The 16,616-nt window shown below is 72.1% G+C and carries 16 protein-coding genes; 5 read left to right on the forward strand and 11 right to left on the reverse strand.

Translation table 11 applies throughout. The annotated features are described in order from the left end of the window. Positions 1 to 8: 8 nt before the first annotated feature. Positions 9 to 1,424, reverse strand: coding sequence for a hypothetical protein (locus AQI94_RS01810; protein WP_079062527.1), 1,416 nt, complete (start codon positions 1,422 to 1,424; stop codon positions 9 to 11). A gap of 271 nt (positions 1,425 to 1,695) precedes the next feature. On the opposite strand from AQI94_RS01810, the gene AQI94_RS01815 reads away from it, so the two are divergent. Then, entirely contained in the window at positions 1,696 to 2,265 is a 570-nt protein-coding gene (locus AQI94_RS01815; RefSeq protein ID WP_031048507.1) for an AAA family ATPase, read from the forward strand. On the opposite strand, the gene AQI94_RS01820 is transcribed toward AQI94_RS01815, so the two are convergent. The 7 genes from AQI94_RS01820 to AQI94_RS01850 form a co-directional block, all read right to left on the reverse strand. Next, complete coding sequence (locus AQI94_RS01820) at positions 2,253 to 3,224, reverse strand: N-acetylglucosamine kinase (RefSeq protein WP_031048511.1); 972 nt, start codon at positions 3,222 to 3,224, stop codon at positions 2,253 to 2,255. The two genes, AQI94_RS01815 and AQI94_RS01820, sit on opposite strands and share 13 nt — an antisense overlap. Beyond that, positions 3,215 to 4,480 carry a 6-phospho-beta-glucosidase gene (locus AQI94_RS01825; protein ID WP_031048513.1) on the reverse strand — a complete coding sequence of 422 codons (1,266 nt, stop codon included), beginning with the start codon at positions 4,478 to 4,480 and terminating at the stop codon, positions 3,215 to 3,217. Before AQI94_RS01825 ends, AQI94_RS01820 begins: the two co-directional genes overlap by 10 nt. A gap of 6 nt (positions 4,481 to 4,486) precedes the next feature. After that, positions 4,487 to 5,380, reverse strand: coding sequence for a carbohydrate ABC transporter permease (locus tag AQI94_RS01830; protein ID WP_031048516.1), 894 nt, complete (start codon positions 5,378 to 5,380; stop codon positions 4,487 to 4,489). 2 nt (positions 5,381 to 5,382) lie between these two features. Next, positions 5,383 to 6,324: a carbohydrate ABC transporter permease gene (locus AQI94_RS01835; RefSeq protein WP_031048518.1), complete on the reverse strand. Its 942-nt coding sequence runs from the start codon at positions 6,322 to 6,324 to the stop codon at positions 5,383 to 5,385. Then, a complete protein-coding gene (locus AQI94_RS01840; protein ID WP_031048521.1) occupies positions 6,324 to 7,667 on the reverse strand; it encodes an ABC transporter substrate-binding protein in 1,344 nt (447 codons plus the stop codon). The genes AQI94_RS01835 and AQI94_RS01840 overlap by 1 nt, the downstream gene beginning before the upstream one ends. A gap of 54 nt (positions 7,668 to 7,721) precedes the next feature. Beyond that, complete coding sequence (locus AQI94_RS01845; RefSeq protein ID WP_031048523.1) at positions 7,722 to 8,915, reverse strand: ROK family transcriptional regulator; 1,194 nt, start codon at positions 8,913 to 8,915, stop codon at positions 7,722 to 7,724. Between the two features lie 177 nt (positions 8,916 to 9,092). Further along, entirely contained in the window at positions 9,093 to 10,199 is a 1,107-nt protein-coding gene (locus AQI94_RS01850) for a mechanosensitive ion channel family protein (protein ID WP_031048525.1), read from the reverse strand. A 282-nt stretch (positions 10,200 to 10,481) separates the two neighbouring features. Here AQI94_RS01850 and AQI94_RS01855 point away from each other — a divergent pair, with 282 nt between their 5' ends. Continuing rightward, positions 10,482 to 11,018: an HNH endonuclease gene (locus tag AQI94_RS01855; protein ID WP_020116449.1), complete on the forward strand. Its 537-nt coding sequence runs from the start codon at positions 10,482 to 10,484 to the stop codon at positions 11,016 to 11,018. Between the two features lie 90 nt (positions 11,019 to 11,108). Here AQI94_RS01855 and AQI94_RS01860 read toward each other — a convergent pair whose 3' ends face one another. The 3 genes from AQI94_RS01860 to AQI94_RS01870 are packed head-to-tail and all read right to left on the reverse strand — an operon-like array spanning position 11,109 to position 13,716. After that, positions 11,109 to 12,491 carry an FtsX-like permease family protein gene (locus AQI94_RS01860; protein ID WP_031048529.1) on the reverse strand — a complete coding sequence of 461 codons (1,383 nt, stop codon included), beginning with the start codon at positions 12,489 to 12,491 and terminating at the stop codon, positions 11,109 to 11,111. Continuing rightward, positions 12,488 to 13,186: an ABC transporter ATP-binding protein gene (locus tag AQI94_RS01865; RefSeq protein ID WP_031048532.1), complete on the reverse strand. Its 699-nt coding sequence runs from the start codon at positions 13,184 to 13,186 to the stop codon at positions 12,488 to 12,490. The genes AQI94_RS01860 and AQI94_RS01865 overlap by 4 nt, the downstream gene beginning before the upstream one ends. Continuing rightward, a complete protein-coding gene (locus AQI94_RS01870) occupies positions 13,183 to 13,716 on the reverse strand; it encodes a PadR family transcriptional regulator (protein ID WP_031048534.1) in 534 nt (177 codons plus the stop codon). Before AQI94_RS01870 ends, AQI94_RS01865 begins: the two co-directional genes overlap by 4 nt. Before the next feature lie 176 nt (positions 13,717 to 13,892). On the opposite strand from AQI94_RS01870, the gene AQI94_RS01875 reads away from it, so the two are divergent. The 3 genes from AQI94_RS01875 (at position 13,893) to AQI94_RS01885 (ending at position 16,561) form a co-directional block, all read left to right on the forward strand. After that, the gene (locus tag AQI94_RS01875) at positions 13,893 to 14,105 is read left to right on the forward strand and encodes a hypothetical protein (protein ID WP_031048537.1); all 213 of its coding nucleotides are present in this window, start codon (positions 13,893 to 13,895) and stop codon (positions 14,103 to 14,105) included. Next, positions 14,106 to 16,160, forward strand: a complete 2,055-nt coding sequence (gene malQ / locus AQI94_RS01880) for a 4-alpha-glucanotransferase (RefSeq protein ID WP_062229550.1) — start codon at positions 14,106 to 14,108, stop codon at positions 16,158 to 16,160. Between the two features lie 104 nt (positions 16,161 to 16,264). After that, on the forward strand, positions 16,265 to 16,561 hold the full coding sequence (locus AQI94_RS01885) for a hypothetical protein (RefSeq protein WP_031049193.1): 297 nt from the start codon (positions 16,265 to 16,267) through the stop codon (positions 16,559 to 16,561). Positions 16,562 to 16,616 lie beyond the last annotated feature (55 nt).

Consider the following 16,616-nt stretch of genomic DNA (forward strand, 5'->3'; position numbering starts at 1 on the left):
GCCCCCTCTCACCGGTACTCCGACAGCCTGCGCCCGATGCCCAGCACCGCGCCGGCCGCGCCCAGGACGGCCAGCACGGCGGCGCCCACCGGCAGTCCGGTCATCGCGCCCAGACCGTCACCGGCCGAACGCCTGAACTCGGCCTCCTCGTGGGTCAGGGCCTTGGCGAGGTTGTCGTCGACGCTGTCGAAGCACTCGCCCGTCGCGCCCTTGGGGCCTATGACCCGCTTCAGCGCCTCTTCGTAGTTGCCGTTGTCGTCCTGCTCCCGGGCCGCGGTGTGGCGCTGCTTCCACACCGCCATGTTGCCCTCGGCCGCGGTCACCGGCTGCTTGCCGCTGCTGTCGTCGGCGAGCTTCGACGCCTGGGCCAGCCCCTTGCCGAGGGTGTCCATGTCCTTGTCGAAGTCGTAGTCGTAGGCGTCGTAGGTGACGTCCTCGCCCTGGGCGTTCTTCTTGACGACCGTCTCCGCGCCGCGCGCCACCAGCGTGAGGTTCTCGTTGCCGCGCGCCTTCAGGGAGGCGATCCGGGCGTCGTGCAGCACGTTGAGAGAGAGGACACCGTGGTCGTAGGAGTCGTTGAGGCCCGCGCGCGCGACGGTGTGGCCGACGACCAGCCACAGCAGCACCACGGTGGCCGTCGCGGTGGCCGCGACCAGGCCGTGGTTGAGGACCCGGTTGGTGCGCCGGTAGTTGCGGTGCTGGGCCCAGGCGAGACCGGCGAGCGCCAGCACGCCGAGGCCGATCGCGGCCCACGGGTAGGGCGTGGCGTCGCCGTAGTCGGCGCGCAGCCGCTGGTTCTCGCTCGTGTAGAGGTTCTGCGCCTTCGGGAGCATCTCCTCCTGCATCTTCTCGTTGGCGTAGCGCAGATAGGCGCCGCCGACCGGGAAGCCCTGGCGGTTGTACGTACGGGCCCGCTCCACCAGGCCCTTGTACTCCGGCAGCAGGGTGTTGAGCTCGGCCACGGTCCTCGCTGCCGGGGAGTCCGGGTCGGAGTTCGAGGCGGCCCTGACCAGGCCGGCCGCGGCCAGGTCGATGTCCTTCTCGTACAGCTCGCGGGAGGCGGCCGTCTCCTGGCCGCCGGCGAGGAAGCCGCTGGAGGCGGCGGTGTTGGCGTCGGCCAGATAGCGGTAGATGTCGGCGGCGGCGCTGCTGAGCGGCTGGCTCTTGTGCAGCACGTCGTCCGCGGCGGCGGCCCGGTCGTTGGTCTGCCAGGCGGTCACCGCGCCGAAGAGGACGACGAGCAGGGCGAGCGCGGCACCGATGATGCGCAGCCGGCCCGGCTCGGTGGTGGCGGCCGCGCGCACCTGGTCGAAACCCTCCGCGAAGGCGGTACGGCGCGCGGGTGCCCGCTCCGGCGCGACGGCGGGCGGGGGTGCCTGCGGGGCCGGGGCCACAGGGCCCGGCTGCGGCGGCACGGCCGGCATCGTGGGCACCCCGGAACCCGGTGCCGCCGCGCTGCTCTTCGGCGGGTGTGTCACTGTTTGACCTCCCCCATGGTCATCCCTCGCCGCAAGTATCGCTGCCGGGACCGACATCCGCACCGGGCTTCACTCGATCTTGATCGGATCGCAGCGGATCGCCCCCGGCGGCTCCGCGTTCTGCACCACCCCTTGCCCATGAATACGCCCCCGGAATCGGTTCGGTTCCCCCGGGGGAGCGCGTAGGGTCGCCGTCGTGCGCGGGGTGCGAGTGGTGATGATCGGCGGAACGTCGAATACCGGTAAGTCCACGGTCGCCGGGGCGGTCGCGGACCGCCTCGGCTTCACGCATCGCTCGACGGACCTGCTGGCGAGACACCCGGGGCGGCCCTGGCGCACGCCGGAGCGGGAGGTGCCGCCGCATGTGGCCGAGCACTACGCGACGCTCGGCGTCGACGAGTTGATCGACTCGGTCCTCGCCCACTACGAGCGGCTCTGGCCCCGCATCGAGGAGCTGGTCGCGGCGCACGCCACCGGGCCGGGCCTGGTCCTGGAGGGCTCCGCGCTGTGGCCGGAGCGGGTTGCCGCACTGGACGCCCCGCACACGGCCGCCGTATGGCTCACCGCCGGCGAGGACGTCGTACGCGCCCGGATCCGTGCGGGCGGGCGCTATGACGAGGCGTCCGAGGGGGAGCGCGCGCTGATGGACAAGTTCCTGGCCCGGAGCGTGCGCTATCAGGAGCTCATGGTGGAGGCGGTCGACCGGCTGGGACTGCCCCGCGTCGACGTCGGAAACGGCAGGTCCGTCTCCGACGTGGCCGACGCGGTGCTCGCTCAGGCCTCGTAGAACGCCCGCACCCTCTCCTGCACCCGCGGTGAGGCCCCCGCGCGGTCCAGGCCGAGGAGCGCCGCGCCCAGGACCGGACGCGCCGTCACCACCTGGGGTACGGCCTTGGGGGCGCGGGCCGCCAGGAGTTCCCGCACCCCGTCGTCCAGTTGGGGGTGCCGGGCGGCCAGGACGCTGCCGCCGAGCAGGACCGGGGTCTCCTCGTCGAGGAGGTCGAGGCGGGTCAGGGCCACCGTCGCCATGGACACCACCTCGTCGGCCAGGCGGTCGACGAGCGAGCGGGCCACGGTGTCACCGGCGGCGGCCGCGGCGAAGAGCACCGGGGTCAGTTCGTGACGGCGGGCCGGGGCGATCTCCTCCAGGTGCAGGGCCTCGATGAGGGCGTACATGGACGCCAGCCCGAAGTGCCGCGGGAGCACGCGCGCGAGGTCGGTGTCGACGCCCCGCCCGTCCTCCGCGCGGGCGGCGTGCCACAGGGCCTCCTCGGCGAGCCCCCAGCCGCCGCCCCAGTCGCCGGAGATCCGGCCGAGCGCGGGGAAGCGGGCGGTGCGGCCGTCGGGGCGCATGCCGACGCAGTTGATGCCCGCGCCGCACACCACGGCGACCCCGCGCGGTTCGGTGATCCCGGCCCGCAGGATCGCGAAGGTGTCGTTGCGGACCTCCACGTCCGGGCCCCACCCGCGCGTGTGCAGCGCGGCGGCCAACTGCCGCTCCTCCACGGGGAAGTCGGCGTTGGCCAGGCACGCCGAGACGTGCTGCACCGACGTCACCCCGGCCGCCGCGAAGGCCCGTCCGACCGCGTCGGCGACGGTGTCCACCGCCGTCTCGACGCCCACCACCGGCGGCCGGAACCCGCCGCCGCGAGCCGTGGCGAGGACGTTTCCGTCGGCCGCCACGACCGCGACGTCGGTCTTGCTGTTGCCCGCGTCGACGGCGAGGACGCATGCGGTCAGGCCCACGCGAGATGCTCCCGGTTGTGTGCGATCAGTCGGTCGGTGAGGCCCTCGGCGTACGCGTACTGGCCGACGAGGGGGTGGGCGAGCAGCGCCTTGAAGACCCGGTCCCGGCCGCCCCGCAGGGCCGCCGCCAGCGCCAGGTCCTCGTACGCCGTCACGTGCGCCATAAGGCCCGCGAACAGCGGGTCCACGGCCGGCACCGCCAGCGGGGCCGGCCCGTTCGGGCCCACCGCCGCCTGCACCTCGATCACCGCGTCGCCGGGCAGGAAGGGCAGCGTGCCCCGGTTGAGGGTGTTGACCACCTGGTAGGGGCTGCCGCCCCCGCCGAGCAGTGCGGCGGCGAGGTCCACGGCCGCCTCCGAGTAGTAGGCGCCGCCCCGCCTGGCGAGCAGCTCCGGCTTCTCGTCCAGGGCCGGGTCGCCGTACATCTGGAGCAACTCCCGCTCCATGGCCGCCACTTCGGCGGCCCGGGACGGCTTGGTGCCCAGTTCGCGCACGACCTCGTCGTGCGCGTAGAAGTAGCGCAGGTAGTACGACGGGACCACGCCGAGCCGGTCAAGGAGCGGGCGCGGCAGGTGCAGGTCGGCGGCGATGGTGTCGCCGTGCCCGGTGAGCAGCTTGGGCAGGACGTCCTCCCCCTCGGGACCGCCGAGCCGTACCCCGGTCTCCCAGGTGAGGTGGTTGAGGCCCACGTGGTCGAGGTGGACGTCGGCGGGCGTGACGCCGAGCAGCGCGGCGAACTTCCGCTGGAAGCCGATCGCCACGTTGCACAGCCCGACCGCCTTGTGCCCGGCCTGCAGCAGGGCGCGGGTGACGATCCCGACCGGGTTGGTGAAGTCGATGATCCAGGCGTCCGGGTTGGTGCGGCGGACCCGTTCGGCGATGTCGAGGACCACCGGGACCGTGCGCAGCGCCTTGGCGAGGCCGCCGGCCCCGGTCGTCTCCTGGCCGACGCAGCCGCACTCCAGGGGCCAGGTCTCGTCCTGCTGACGAGCCGCCTGGCCGCCGACCCGCAGTTGCAGCAGCACGGCGTCGGCGCCGTCCACGCCCGCGTCCAGGTCGGTCGTGGTGACGATACGGCCGTCGTGGCCCTGCTTGGCGAAGATGCGCCGGGCGAGACCGCCGACCAGCTCCAGGCGGTCCTCGGCCGGGTCGACGAGGACGAGTTCCTCGACGGGCAGGGTGTCGCGCAGGCGGGCGAAGCCGTCGACGAGTTCGGGGGTGTAGGTCGAGCCGCCGCCGACCACGGTGAGTTTCATGTGTGGTTAACCCTTCACTCCGGTCAGCGTGACGCCCTCGACGAATGCCTTCTGCGCGAAGAAGAACACGAGGATCACGGGGGCCATGACCAGTACGGTCGCGGCCATGGTGAGGTTCCAGTCGGTGTGGTGCATGCCCTTGAAGGACTCCAGGCCGTAGCTGAGCGTCCAGGCGTTCTGGTTCTCCGAGGCGTAGATCTGCGGGCCGAAGTAGTCGTTCCAGGCATAGAAGAACTGGAAGAGGGCCACCGCGGCGATCCCGGGCTTGGCCATGGGGATGACGACCCGTACGAGGGTGCGGAAGTCGCCGCAGCCGTCGACCTTGGCCGCGTCCACGTACTCGTTGGGGATCGTCATCAGGAACTGCCTGAGCAGGAAGATCGAGAACGCGTCCCCGAACGCCATCGGGATGATCAGCGGCCACAGGGTGCCGGACAGGCCGAGCTGCTTCGCCCAGAACAGGTACATCGGGATGATGACCACCTGGGGCGGCAGCATCATCATCGAGATGACCAGCATCAGGGAGAGGTTGCGGCCCCGGAAGCGGAACTTGGCGAGCGCGTACGCCACGGGGATCGACGACACGACCGTAAGGACTGTTCCCAGTCCCGCGTAGACCAGCGTGTTGCGCCACCAGGTCAGGAAACCCGGGGTGTCGAAGACCCGCCGGTAGTTGCCCCACTCCCAGGTGTGCGGGATCAGGTCGCGGCTGAGGGCCTGGCTGTCGCTCATCAGCGAGGTCAGGAACACGAACACGAAGGGCAGCGTGAAGAAGAGGGCGGCGGCGATGCCGAGGGAGTGGATCGCCACCCATTCGAGGAGTGCCCTGCGCCGGGCGGTGCGCTCGGCGGGCGAGACCGGGGTCTTCAACTCCACCGGCCGGTCCAGTACTTGGGTCATGGTCAGTCACCTGCCTGGATGAGACCGCCCCGGCGCCGCATCAGGAACGCGGTGAACACCATCGACAGGGCGAAGAGGACGAGGGCGACGACACACGCGGAGCCGTAGTCGAAGCGCTGGAAGCCGAGGTTGTAGACGAGCTGGGGGAGGGTCAGCGTGGACTTGTCCGGGTAGCCGGGCTCGAACTGCGTGCCCGCGCCCTGGATCACGCCCGAGGCGACCTTCCCCGCGATGAGCGGCTGGGTGTAGTACTGCATCGTCTGGATGACACCGGTGACCACGGCGAACATCACGATCGGCGAGATGTTGGGAAGGGTGACGAACCGGAACCGCTGCCACGCCGACGCCCCGTCCAGCTCCGCGGCCTCGTACTGCTCCTGGGGCACATCAAGCAGCGCGGCCATGAAGATGACCATCAGGTCGCCGATGCCCCACAGGGCGAGCAGGGTGAGGGCCGGCTTCGACCAGGTGGGGTCGTTGAACCAGCCCGGGGCCGGGATGCCGACCTTCTCCAGGATCGAGTTGACCGGGCCCGTACCGGGGTTGAGCAGGAAGGCGAAGGCCATCGTGGCGGCCACCGGCGGGGCCAGGTAGGGCAGGTAGAAGAGCGTCCGGAAGACGCCCGTGCCCGTCTTGATCTTCGTGATGAGCATGCCGACGCCCAGTCCGAAGACGACCCGCAACGACACCATCACCACGACCAGCCACAGGGTGTTGCGCAGGGCGGGCCAGAAGAAGGGGTAGTCCTTGAAGACGTAGGTCCAGTTCTTCGTCCCGCTCCAGGTCGGCGGCTTGAAGCCGTCGTAGTGCATGAACGAGAAGTAGACCGTGGAGAGCAGCGGGTAGGCGAAGAAGACCGTGAAGCCGATCAGCCAGGGCGACATGAAGGCGATCGTGCGAAGCGCCGACCGGCGGCGCTTCGACGCCAGGGTGACGGTTGCCATTACTTCGCCTGCGCGATGTCCGTGTCGATCTGCTTGGCCGCGTCGGCGAGGCCCTTCTTCAGGTCGGTGACCTTGCCGCTCTCGTAGGCGTAGCCGAGGTCCTGAATGGTGGTGAGGTACACGCCGCCGTTGATCGAGGACGGGGCGGTCGTCGAGTTCGGGTTCGCGGCGATGTCCAGGAAGGTCTTGAAGCGCGGGTCGTACTTGAGCTTCGGGGACTTCAGGGCCGCGAGCGTCGAGGGCACGTTGTGGATGGCGTTGGAGAAGCCGACCACCGCGTCGGTGTCCGTGGTGATGTACTTCAGGAACTCCCAGGCCGCGTTCTGCTTGCTGCTGTTGGCGGCGATGCCGGCGATGGTGCCGGTGATGTAGCCCTTGCCGTACTGGTCGGCCTGGTCGTCGGGCACGGGGAGCGGGGCGACGCCGATGTCGAAGCCGGGCTTGGCGTCCACGGCCATGCCGAGCCGCCACTCGCCGTCGAGCTGCATGGCGACCTGGCCGGTCTGGAAGGGGTGCTTGGGACCCCACTCGTCGCCGAGCCCCGCCCGGTACTTCTCCAGCTTCTGGTAGCCGCCGAGTTCGTCGACGAGCTTCTTCTGGAGGGTGAAGGCGGCGGCGACGGCAGGGTCGGTGGCGACCGTGGACTTGCCCGCCTTGTCGAAGTAGGTGGGCGAGAACTGGCCCATGTAGTGCTCGGTCGTGGTCTCCCAGCCGTGGTAGTCCGGCATGAAACCGAGCTGCTTGTACGAGTCGCCCTGGGCGATCGTCAGCTTCTTGGCGTCGGCCTCGAACTCGGTCCACGTCTTGGGCGGCGCGCTGATGCCGGCCTTCTCGAAGGCCGTCTTGTTGTAGTAGAGCCCGTACGCGTCACCGAGGAGCGGCGCCGCGCACCGGTCGCCGTCGAACTGCGTGTACTGGTTCATCGCGGCCGGGAAGGTGGTGTCCGGGTCGATCCCCGACTTCTTGAAGAAGGGGTTGAGGTCGACCAGCGCGCCCGAGGAGCAGAACTTGCCCACGTTGTTCGTGGTGAACGACGAGATGACGTCCGGGGCCTTGGCGCCGCCCGTGCGCAGTGCCTGGTTGATCTTGTCGTCGGTCATGTTGCCGACGACGTTGACGTGGATGTTGGGGTGGGCCTTCTCGAACCCGGCGACCAGCGCCTTCACCCCGGCCACCTCGGAGTCCGCGCTCCAGGCGTGCCAGAAGTTGATGGTCGTCTCCTTGGACGCGTCGTCGTCGGCGCCGGAGGAGGACTGGCCGGTACAGGCGGTGGTGAGGAGCGCGGCGGACACGGTCAGGGCAAATGCCGCTTTCCGGGCGGCTGAGGGTATGGCTGTGCGCATGACGAGGTCTCCCAGGGACGGGCGGTGAGATGAGGGTGTGGGGGAGTACGGGGGTCAGCGCGAGGTGTCGAAGACCTCGTCGCGGGTGGCCGCCAGCGCGCTCTCCAGCGCGCCGCGCAGCACGGGGTGTTCGTGGACGGCGCCGACGACCAGGCGGGGCCGGGAGGCTGCCAGTTCCTCCAGTTCGGCCTGGACGAGGGCGCGCAGGGTGTCGCCGCCGGCGGTGAGCGAGGCACCGCTGAGGACGACGAGTTCGGGGTCGAGGACGGAGACGAGGGAGGCGAGACCGGTGGCCAGACGGGTGGCGTAGGTCTCCAGGAGCAGCCGGTGCAGGACGGTGTCCTCGGTGGCGGCCCGCTCGACGAGGGCGGCGGCGACCTCGGCGTACGGCCCCGACGGGATGTCCGTCATGCCGAGCTCGCGGGCGAGGCCCGGGATCGCCTGGGAGCCCGCGAGCTCCTGATAGCCGCCACTGTTGGCTTTGGTCACCTGCCGCACCAGGGGCGCTCCGGGAACCGGCAGGAAACCCACCTCTCCCGCGCCGCCGGTCCAGCCGCGGTGCAGCCGGCCGCCGAGGACCAGGGCGGCTCCGAGGCCGCCCTCGTTCCACAGCAGCACGAAGTCCTCGTGTCCGCGGGCCGCCCCGAGCCGCTGTTCGGCCACGGCGACGAGGTTGACGTCGTTCTCGTACTCGACCGGCATCGGCAGCGCGGCGGCGATCTCGTCGAGGAGGGTCGGGGTGTGCCAGCCGGGGAGGTGGGAGGCGTAGCGCAGCCGGCCCGTGCCCGGGTCGAAGGCGCCCGGGGTGCCGATGACGAGCCGGTGGACGTCGGCGCGGGCGAGCCCGGCCGCCTTCACCGCCCCGTCGAGGGCGTCGGTGACCTGCCGGACGACGGGCTGGGCGGGTCGCCTGCCCGGGGTCGGCAGTTCGAAGGAGCCCACCGTGCGGCCGGTGATGTCGGCGACCGCGGCGAGGACGCGCTCGGGGGTGACGTCGAGCCCGGCGGCGTACGCGGCACTCGGGTCGACCTCGTACAGCTGGGCGTTGGGGCCCGGCCTGCCCTCGCTGGTGCCGGTCGCGAGGACGAGCCCCGACGCCTCCAGGCGGGCCAGGAGCTGGGACGCGGTCGGCTTGGACAGGCCGGTGAGCTTGCCGATCCGCGTACGGGAGAGGGGGCCGTGCTCCAGCAGGAGGTCGAGCGCGGCACGGTCGTTCATGGCGCGGAGTGTGCGTGGTGTGCCTGCCATGGGTGCCCCTCTCCGTGACTGCCGGACGACTGTACTGTCCGGTGACTGTTAGGAAGGTTTCCTATCGGATGCACGGAACATAGGTCTGGACCACCTTTCCGTCAAGAGGGGAACGCCAAACCGCCCCGGCAGGAAACGGAGTCGTTACCTGCCGGGGCGGTCTCGCGGGAGGGGGTCCTACTTCGGCGCCGGGCCGCGCTGGGCCGGGGCCGACACGAGCGGGGAGGCCGCCGCCGACTGCGGGGACTCGGAGTTGGAGAAGACCGACGGGGCCGCGACCGCGGCGGCCGGGTCGGCGGGGTCCTCGTCGGCGGGGACGGTCGCGCCGCCGACGATGCGGATGTCGGCCGCGTCGAAGGCGCGCTTGATGCGCCAGCGCAGCTCGCGCTCGACCGTGAGGGACTTGCCGGGCATGGTCTTGGCGGAGACCCGCACGACCATGGAGTCCAGCAGGACGCTGTCCAGGCCGAGGACCTCGATCGGGCTCCACAGGAGCTCGTTCCAGGGCTCTTCCTTGCTCATCTTCTCGGCGACCTCGCCCAGCACCCGCTTGACCTTGTCGAGGTCCTCGGAGGCCCTCACGGTCACGTCCACGCCGGCCGTCGCCCAGCCCTGGGAGAGGTTGCCGATGCGCTTGACCTCGCCGTTGCGGACGTACCAGATCTCGCCGCTGTCGCCGCGCAGCTTGGTCACCCTGAGGCCGACCTCGATGACCTCGCCGGAGGCCACACCCGCGTCGATGGTGTCGCCGACGCCGTACTGGTCCTCCAGGATCATGAAGACGCCCGAGAGGAAGTCCGTGACGAGGTTGCGGGCGCCGAAACCGATCGCCACACCCGCGACACCGGCCGACGCGAGCAGCGGGGCCAGGTTGATCTCGAAGGCGCCCAGCACCATCAGGGCGGCGGTGCCCAGGATGGCGAAGCTGGCCACCGAACGCAGCACCGAGCCGATGGCCTGGGAGCGCTGGTGACGGCGCTCGTTGTTGACGAGCAGACCGCCGATCGAGGTGCCGTCGACCGCCTGGGCGGTGCGGTTCATCCGGTCGATCAGCTTGGTGATGGCCCGCCGCACGACCATTCTCAGCACGGCGGCGATCACCAGGATCAGCAGGACCCGCAGACCGATCGCCAGCCAGGTCGACCAGTTCTGCTCCACCCAGCTCGCGGCGTTCGTCGCGCTCTCCTGGGCGTCCTGGAGACTCGGCACGGCCGGCGTCGGGGTGTCCGAGGGGGACGGCGACGGCGACGGACTCGCGGCCAGTAGGACGGCGGACAAGGACACGGCAGGTACCTCCAGGTGCTGCGTCTGCCTTCCGGTACGGCGGTCAAGGTCACGAAAAGGTCACCGGTAAAGCAGGCTCACCACACTAACGGTGCATCGTGTGTGGATCGTTGCAATGTTCGGGGGAGAGACGGCTCTCACCTGGGGATGAAGAAAGGTGTGGTCGAAAACACTCCCAGCCCGTTACCGGGACATGGTGGCGTTTCTCCCGGCCGAGAGGGGAGACTGACCTCAGTTCGTCCCGGCACGAGCCACGTGCCGCCGACGCCCAAGGAGGCATCCGTGCCGCATGTCCTGGTACTCAACGCGTCGTACGAGCCCCTCGGCGTCGTACCGCTCCGCCGCGCGCTCGTCCTCGTCCTGGAGAACAAAGCGGTCTCCCTGGAGGAATCCGGCGCCTTCATGCACAGCGCGACCGTCACAGTCCCCGCACCCAGCGTGGTCCGGCTCAAGCGATTCGTCCGGGTTCCCTATCGGGGGCCCGTTCCTCTCACCCGCAGGGCGCTCTTCGCCCGCGACGGGGGCCGGTGCATGTACTGCGGTGGCGTCGCAACCAGCGTCGACCACGTCATCCCGCGCAGCCGCGGGGGCAAGCACGTCTGGGACAACGTGGTGGCGTCCTGTCGCCGGTGCAACCACGTCAAAGCCGACCGGCACCTGTTCGAGATCGGCTGGCGGCTGCGCCACAAACCCGCCCCACCCACCGGTCTGGCCTGGCGCATCATCGGCACCGGGCACAGGGACCCGCGCTGGCTGCCGTACTTGCAACCGTACGGCGCGGAGGACGCCATGGCCCGGATCGACGGCATCTCAGCCTGACGACGATCCGGGCCTTCGTGTTGCCGCACCCGGCGGCCCGGGTCCGGTCCCGGAGGTCCCCCGTGCCTCCGGGACCGGACGATCAGTGGGTCACGCGTGCCTGAGTTCCGCCGGGCGGACCGAGCGGCGCAGCAGCGGCAGGGAGGTCGCGGCGGCCAGCAGACAGGCCGCGTACACCGCGACGGGGACCAGCAGGGCGGCGTACGGCAGTCCCGTCCCCGTCCCGTGCGCGGCCAGCGAGGCGTACCAGAACCCGATCGCCGTACCGCCCAGGCCCGCCACCGCGACCGCGGGAGCCAGCGGCAGCGCGGTCTCCAGGAGCAGCGCCCGGGCCAGCACCCGGTGCGGCACCCCGGCGGCGACCTGGGCGGCCAGGCCCCGGCGCCGAGTGGCGAGGGATTCGACGGTGCCCACGGCCAGCCCCGTCACGGTCAGCGCGAGGGCGACCAGGATCGCGGCGGCCGTCAGGTCGATGCCGGTCGTGTAGTACGCCATGTCCGTGCCCAGCGTCCCCTCGCGGCGCATGGTGTGCAGGGTCTCCAGCAGGACCTGACGCACGCCCACGAAGCCCGCTCCCACGACCGTCACCAGCAGCACCGCGGCATGGGTGCGAGCGGCCGCCCACGGGTCGTCCCGCAGCCGTTCCGCCGCGATCAGCAGCGCGGGACTCTGGGCCCGGGACGCCAGGGCCCCGCCCAGCCGCCGGGCCGCCGTACCGGTCAGTGACACCGTCGCGAACCCGACGAGCAGGACGACGACGAACAGCGCGGGCGGGCCGAGGGTAAGACGGACCGGACCGCCGGTGAACGCCGACAGGCCGGCGAGCAGCCCCGCGACCCCGAGCAGCCCGCTCACCGCCCGCAGGGTCCGCCCCGGGCCCCACACGGGCCGTACCCGCCGGACCCAGCCCAGCGGCGAGGCCACCACGCGCCGCAGCGACAGCGCGCCCACGGCCGCGCCCAGCACCGGCACGGCCACGGCGACCAGGGCGATCCCGGTCCAGGTGAGCACGGTGGGACGGGCCCACAGGTGCAGCAGCAGCGGTACGCCCAGGGCCGTGGCGGTCAGTGAACCCGCCAGACAGGCCGGTCCCGACTCCAGTGCCGCGATCCGCCGCACCTGCCAGGGGCCGGCCCCCGCCAGCCGCAGCGCGGCCAGCCGTCGGTCCCGGTGCACCGCGCCGACGCGCGCGCACTGCCCGAGGAACCCGAGCACCGGGACGAGCAGCAGCCCCATGACGAGACTCACGTTCCGCCGGTCGCTCGCGGAATCGAGCAGTCCGGACCCGAAGGACACGGAGTGGTACCCGTCCAGGGAGTTCAGCACGGCGATCGCCAGCCCGATCCCCGTCGCGAGCGCCGCCCCGAAGGCGGTGAGCCCGATCCGCCACCACTCCCGCCGGTCGGAACCGCGGGTCAGCAGCCAGGCCATCCGGAGATCGGCCCCCGGACGCGCTGCGGTGCCGGTGGTCATGCCGTCACCCCCACCGGCACGACGGCCCCGTCGGCCATCCGTGCCTCGCCGTCCGCGTAAGCGGCCACCTGGGCGTCATGGGTGATCAGCAGGACCGCCGTGCCCGACTCGCGGGCCGTGCGGACCAGGGCCGTCATGACCTGCTCGCTCGCCAGGGAGTCCAGCGCGCCGGTCGGCTCGTCCGCGAAGACGATCCTCGGTCCGGTGACCAGGGCGCGGGCCAGCGCGGTGCGCTGGGCCTGCCCGCCGCTCATCTCGCCGGGCCGCAGCCCGGCCTGGCCGCGCACCCCGAACCGCTCCAGCCACTCACCGGCCCGAGCGTGGGCGTCGGTGCGGGGCAGGCCCGCGAGCAGCAGCGGCAGCGCCACGTTGTCGATCGCCGTCAGCTCGGGGATGAGCTGCCCGAACTGGAAGACCACGCCGAACTCCGTACGGCGCAGCTCGCTGAGCCGCTTCTCGGACAGGTGGTCGAGGCGCTCACCGCCGTAGGACACCGAACCCGCGTCCGGAGCGACGATCCCGGCCAGGCAGTGCAGCAGCGTCGACTTCCCGCTGCCGCTGGTCCCGGTGACGGCGAGGATCTCGCCCGCGTCCAGCCGGACCGAGGCGCCGCGCAGGGCCTTCGTCGGGCCGTACGCCTTGACGAGCCCGAGCCCTTCGAGAAGTGGCACCGTGGGGTCCCCCTTGATGGTCATGCGGAGTCGACCTCCGCGGTCAAAGTGGTGAGCCGGGCCGCCGTGGTGGTCATCCAGCGGAGGTCGGCGTCGAGGTGGTTGAGGGCGTAGTCCGCCGAGAGCACGCTCGCGAGGTCGGCGCCCTTGGCGGTCTTGACCGCCGTGAGCTCCCGCATCCGCGTCATGTGGGCGGCGCGCTGCGCCCGCAGATAGGCGTCCGGGTCGCCGCCGGACAGGATCGAGACGACGACCTTGGCGAAGATCTCGTTGGTCACGAAGGGTGCGGGCGGGGCGATCTGCCCGGCCCACTCGGCCAGTTCACGCGTGCCCGCCTCGGTCGAGCGGTACCTGGTGCGCTCCGGGCCGCCGTCGGAGTCCGTGCCCTCGACCTCGGCGAGACCGTCCCGGACCAGGCGCTGGAGGGTCGTGTAGACCTGCCCGTAGGCCAGCGGACGGGCCTCGGGGAAACGGTCGTCGTGGCGTCGCTTGAGGTCGTAGCCGTGGCTCGGCCCTCCGGCGAGCAGCCCCAGCAGGATGTGGCGGATGCTCATGGCGATCAGTATGCACCACGTACATGTACTGAGTGAATAGTGATCAGCGGTGGACGGGAACGGCGAAGCCACGGAACATGACGAAAAGCACGTTCTCCCCTCCGGTACGTCTGTCGTCGCGTCCTGTGGGTAGGGCTGCGGTAACCCCCGTCGTCGTACTCGACAAGGAGGCCCCCGTGGCCGCATCGGCACCCCTTCTGCTTCCGCCCCTGTCCAAACCCGAGGCGCCCGCTGAACACTTCTGTGTCTTCAGCGCCGAGGGCGCCTGCACCGAGACCCCGCTCACCAGCGAACCACCCCTGCCCGACGCCGAGCCCCTCACCAGCGAGCCGCCGCTCGCCGACGCCGCCCCCCTGACCAGCGAGTCCGACGCTTACCTGGAGCCGTAGATGGTGGCGCCCCCCGGTCCGGAGCTCTCCCGGCTCGCCGAGTCCTACGGCGTGGCCACCTCCTACCAGCCCTCCCCGGACCGTTCGGTCGCCGCCTCCGCCACCGCCGTCACCCTGGCCCTGGCCGCCCTCGGCGTCGACGCGGGCGACCCCGCAGCCGCCCTCGCGGCCCGGGAGCGCGAACTGCGCGCCCGCCTGCTGCCGCCGACCGTGGTGTGCTGGAGCGGCGGCCCGGCCGCCTTCCTCGCCGACCTGCCCGCGGGCACCCGGCTGCGCATCACGACCGAACAGGGCGAGACCCGCGCCGCCGCCGACCAACTCCCGCCCGGCGTCCACCGGCTGACCGCCACCGCGCCCGACGGCCGCACCGGCGACGCCCACCTGATCGTGGCCCCGCCGCGACTGCCGGCGCCGCCGGGGCGGTCGTACGGCCTCCTCGTCCAGCTCTACTCCCTGCTCTCGCACCGCTCCTGGGGCATGGGCGACCTCGGCGACCTCGCCGAACTGACCTCCTGGGCGGGACGCGCGCTCGGCGCCGGCTTCGTCCAGGTCAACCCGCTGCACGCGGCCGTGCCCGGCGCCCCCACCGACCCGTCCCCCTACCGGCCGTCCTCGCGCCGCTTCCCCGACCCGGTGCACCTGCGCATCGAGGACATCCCCGAGTACGCCCAGGTCGCGGACCACGACCGGCTGCGGACCCTGCGCGAGCGGGCCGGGCGGCTGCGGGAGACCGTGCTGGAGAAGGGCGCGCTGATCGACCGCGACGCGGTGTGGGAGCTGAAGCGGGAGGCGCTCGAACTCGTCCGCGAGGTCCCCCTCGGACCCGGCCGCCGCGCCGCCTACGCCGACTATCTCGCCGAGGGCGGCCAGGCGCTGGAGGACCACGCCACCTGGTGCGCGCTGGCCGAGGTGCACGGCTCGGACTGGCGCGGCTGGCCCGTCGGCCTCCGCGACCCGCGATCCGCCGAAACCGCCCGCGCGCGCGGCGAGTTGATGGACCGCGTCGACTTCTGGTGCCGCCTCGCCTGGCTCACCGAGAGCCAGCTCGGCGCCGCCCAGCGCACCGCACGGGAGGCGGGGATGCCGTTGGGCGTCGTCCACGACCTCGCGGTGGGCGTGCATCCCGAGGGCGCGGACGCGTGGGCCCAGCAGGCGTACTTCGCGGCCGGGATGTCCGTGGGGGCGCCTCCGGACGCCTTCAACGCCCGCGGCCAGGACTGGGGCCTGCCGCCCTGGCGCCCGGACCGGCTGGCGGAGTCCGGCTACGCGCCGTACCGCCAGCTGCTGCGGGCCCTCTTCCAATACGCCGGCGCGCTGCGCATCGACCACGTCATGGGTCTGTTCCGGCTGTGGTGGGTCCCGCAGGGGCGGCCGCCGACGGAGGGCACCTACGTCCGCTACGACGCGGAGGCGATGCTCGCCGTGCTCGTCCTGGAGGCCTCGCGGGCCGGGACCGTGGTGATCGGCGAGGACCTCGGCACGGTCGAACCCGGCGTGCGGGAGGCCCTGCGCGAGCGGGGGGTGCTGGGGACGTCGGTGCTGTGGTTCGAGCGGGACTGGGAGGGCGACGGGCGTCCGCTGCCGCCGGAGAAGTGGCGCGCCGACTGTCTGGCGACGGCGACCACGCACGACCTGCCGCCCACGGCCGCACGGCTCACCGGGGAACACGTCGAACTCCGGGACGGCCTCGGCCTGCTGACCCGGCCGCTGGACGAGGAACGCGCGGAGGCCGCCGCGGACACGGCGGAGTGGCTGGAACTGCTGGCCCGGCTCGGCCTGCTGCACGGCACCGGCGGCGGCGCCGACCCCTCCTCCGAGGAGGCCCAGATCCAGGCCGTCCACCGGTACCTGCTGAACACCCCGGCCCGCATGGTCGGCGTCTGGCTGCCGGACACGGTGGGGGACCGCCGGCCGCAGAACCTGCCGGGGACGTGGGACCAGTACCCGAACTGGCGGTTGCCGATCGCGGACGGGGAGGGGCGCGCGATGACACTGGAGGACCTGGCGGGCTCGGCCCGTCTGCACGCCCTGGTGGAGGTGCTGCGGGCGCCGTAGGGGCGGACGCCCGCGGGGCCGGGCGAGGGGCGGGGCAAGGTCCGGGGCGGCGCATACGGCACCCCGGACGCGCGGCCCCGACCGCCGTTGGATACTTTGGCTCCGTGGACAAGAAGAACGCCCTGCGCGCCGGCGCCCTGGTGGCCGGTACGACGCTGATGATGCTGCTCATGTCGTCCCCCGCCTCCGCGCTGACGCCCGACGACGGCGACGACCCCGGCACGGGCCTGAGCGTCATCGAGACGCTGGGCCTCTTCGTGGTGGCCCCGCTCGTGCTGTTCGGGGTCATCGCCGGTCTGGTGATGGTCCTGGACAAGTCCAAGGAAGAGCACCGGGTGACCAGCCGCAACATCAGGACCAAGCCCGCCGAGGCCGAGGCCAAGGCCGGCTCGAAGGCCTGACCCCACCCTTTCCGGGGCGCCGACCGCGCCCTTCCCGGGGCGCCGGCCCCGCCGC

It is taken from the genome of Streptomyces pseudovenezuelae (genome assembly GCF_001513955.1).
Classification (GTDB): domain Bacteria; phylum Actinomycetota; class Actinomycetes; order Streptomycetales; family Streptomycetaceae; genus Streptomyces; species Streptomyces pseudovenezuelae.

Bases quoted from the DNA above. Each gene is read 5' to 3' on its own strand.
- AQI94_RS01810 (WP_079062527.1), bottom strand. From the start codon at position 1,424: ATGCCGGCCGTGCCGCCGCAGCCGGGCCCTGTGGCCCCGGCCCCGCAG.
- AQI94_RS01815 (WP_031048507.1), top strand. From the start codon at position 1,696: ATGATCGGCGGAACGTCGAATACCGGTAAGTCCACGGTCGCCGGGGCG.
- AQI94_RS01825 (WP_031048513.1), bottom strand. From the start codon at position 4,480: ATGAAACTCACCGTGGTCGGCGGCGGCTCGACCTACACCCCCGAACTC.
- AQI94_RS01830 (WP_031048516.1), bottom strand. From the start codon at position 5,380: ATGACCCAAGTACTGGACCGGCCGGTGGAGTTGAAGACCCCGGTCTCG.
- AQI94_RS01835 (WP_031048518.1), bottom strand. From the start codon at position 6,324: ATGGCAACCGTCACCCTGGCGTCGAAGCGCCGCCGGTCGGCGCTTCGC.
- AQI94_RS01840 (WP_031048521.1), bottom strand. From the start codon at position 7,667: ATGCGCACAGCCATACCCTCAGCCGCCCGGAAAGCGGCATTTGCCCTG.
- AQI94_RS01845 (WP_031048523.1), bottom strand. From the start codon at position 8,915: ATGGCAGGCACACCACGCACACTCCGCGCCATGAACGACCGTGCCGCG.
- AQI94_RS01860 (WP_031048529.1), bottom strand. From the start codon at position 12,491: ATGACCACCGGCACCGCAGCGCGTCCGGGGGCCGATCTCCGGATGGCC.
- AQI94_RS01865 (WP_031048532.1), bottom strand. From the start codon at position 13,186: ATGACCATCAAGGGGGACCCCACGGTGCCACTTCTCGAAGGGCTCGGG.
- AQI94_RS01870 (WP_031048534.1), bottom strand. From the start codon at position 13,716: ATGAGCATCCGCCACATCCTGCTGGGGCTGCTCGCCGGAGGGCCGAGC.
- malQ (WP_062229550.1), top strand. From the start codon at position 14,106: ATGGTGGCGCCCCCCGGTCCGGAGCTCTCCCGGCTCGCCGAGTCCTAC.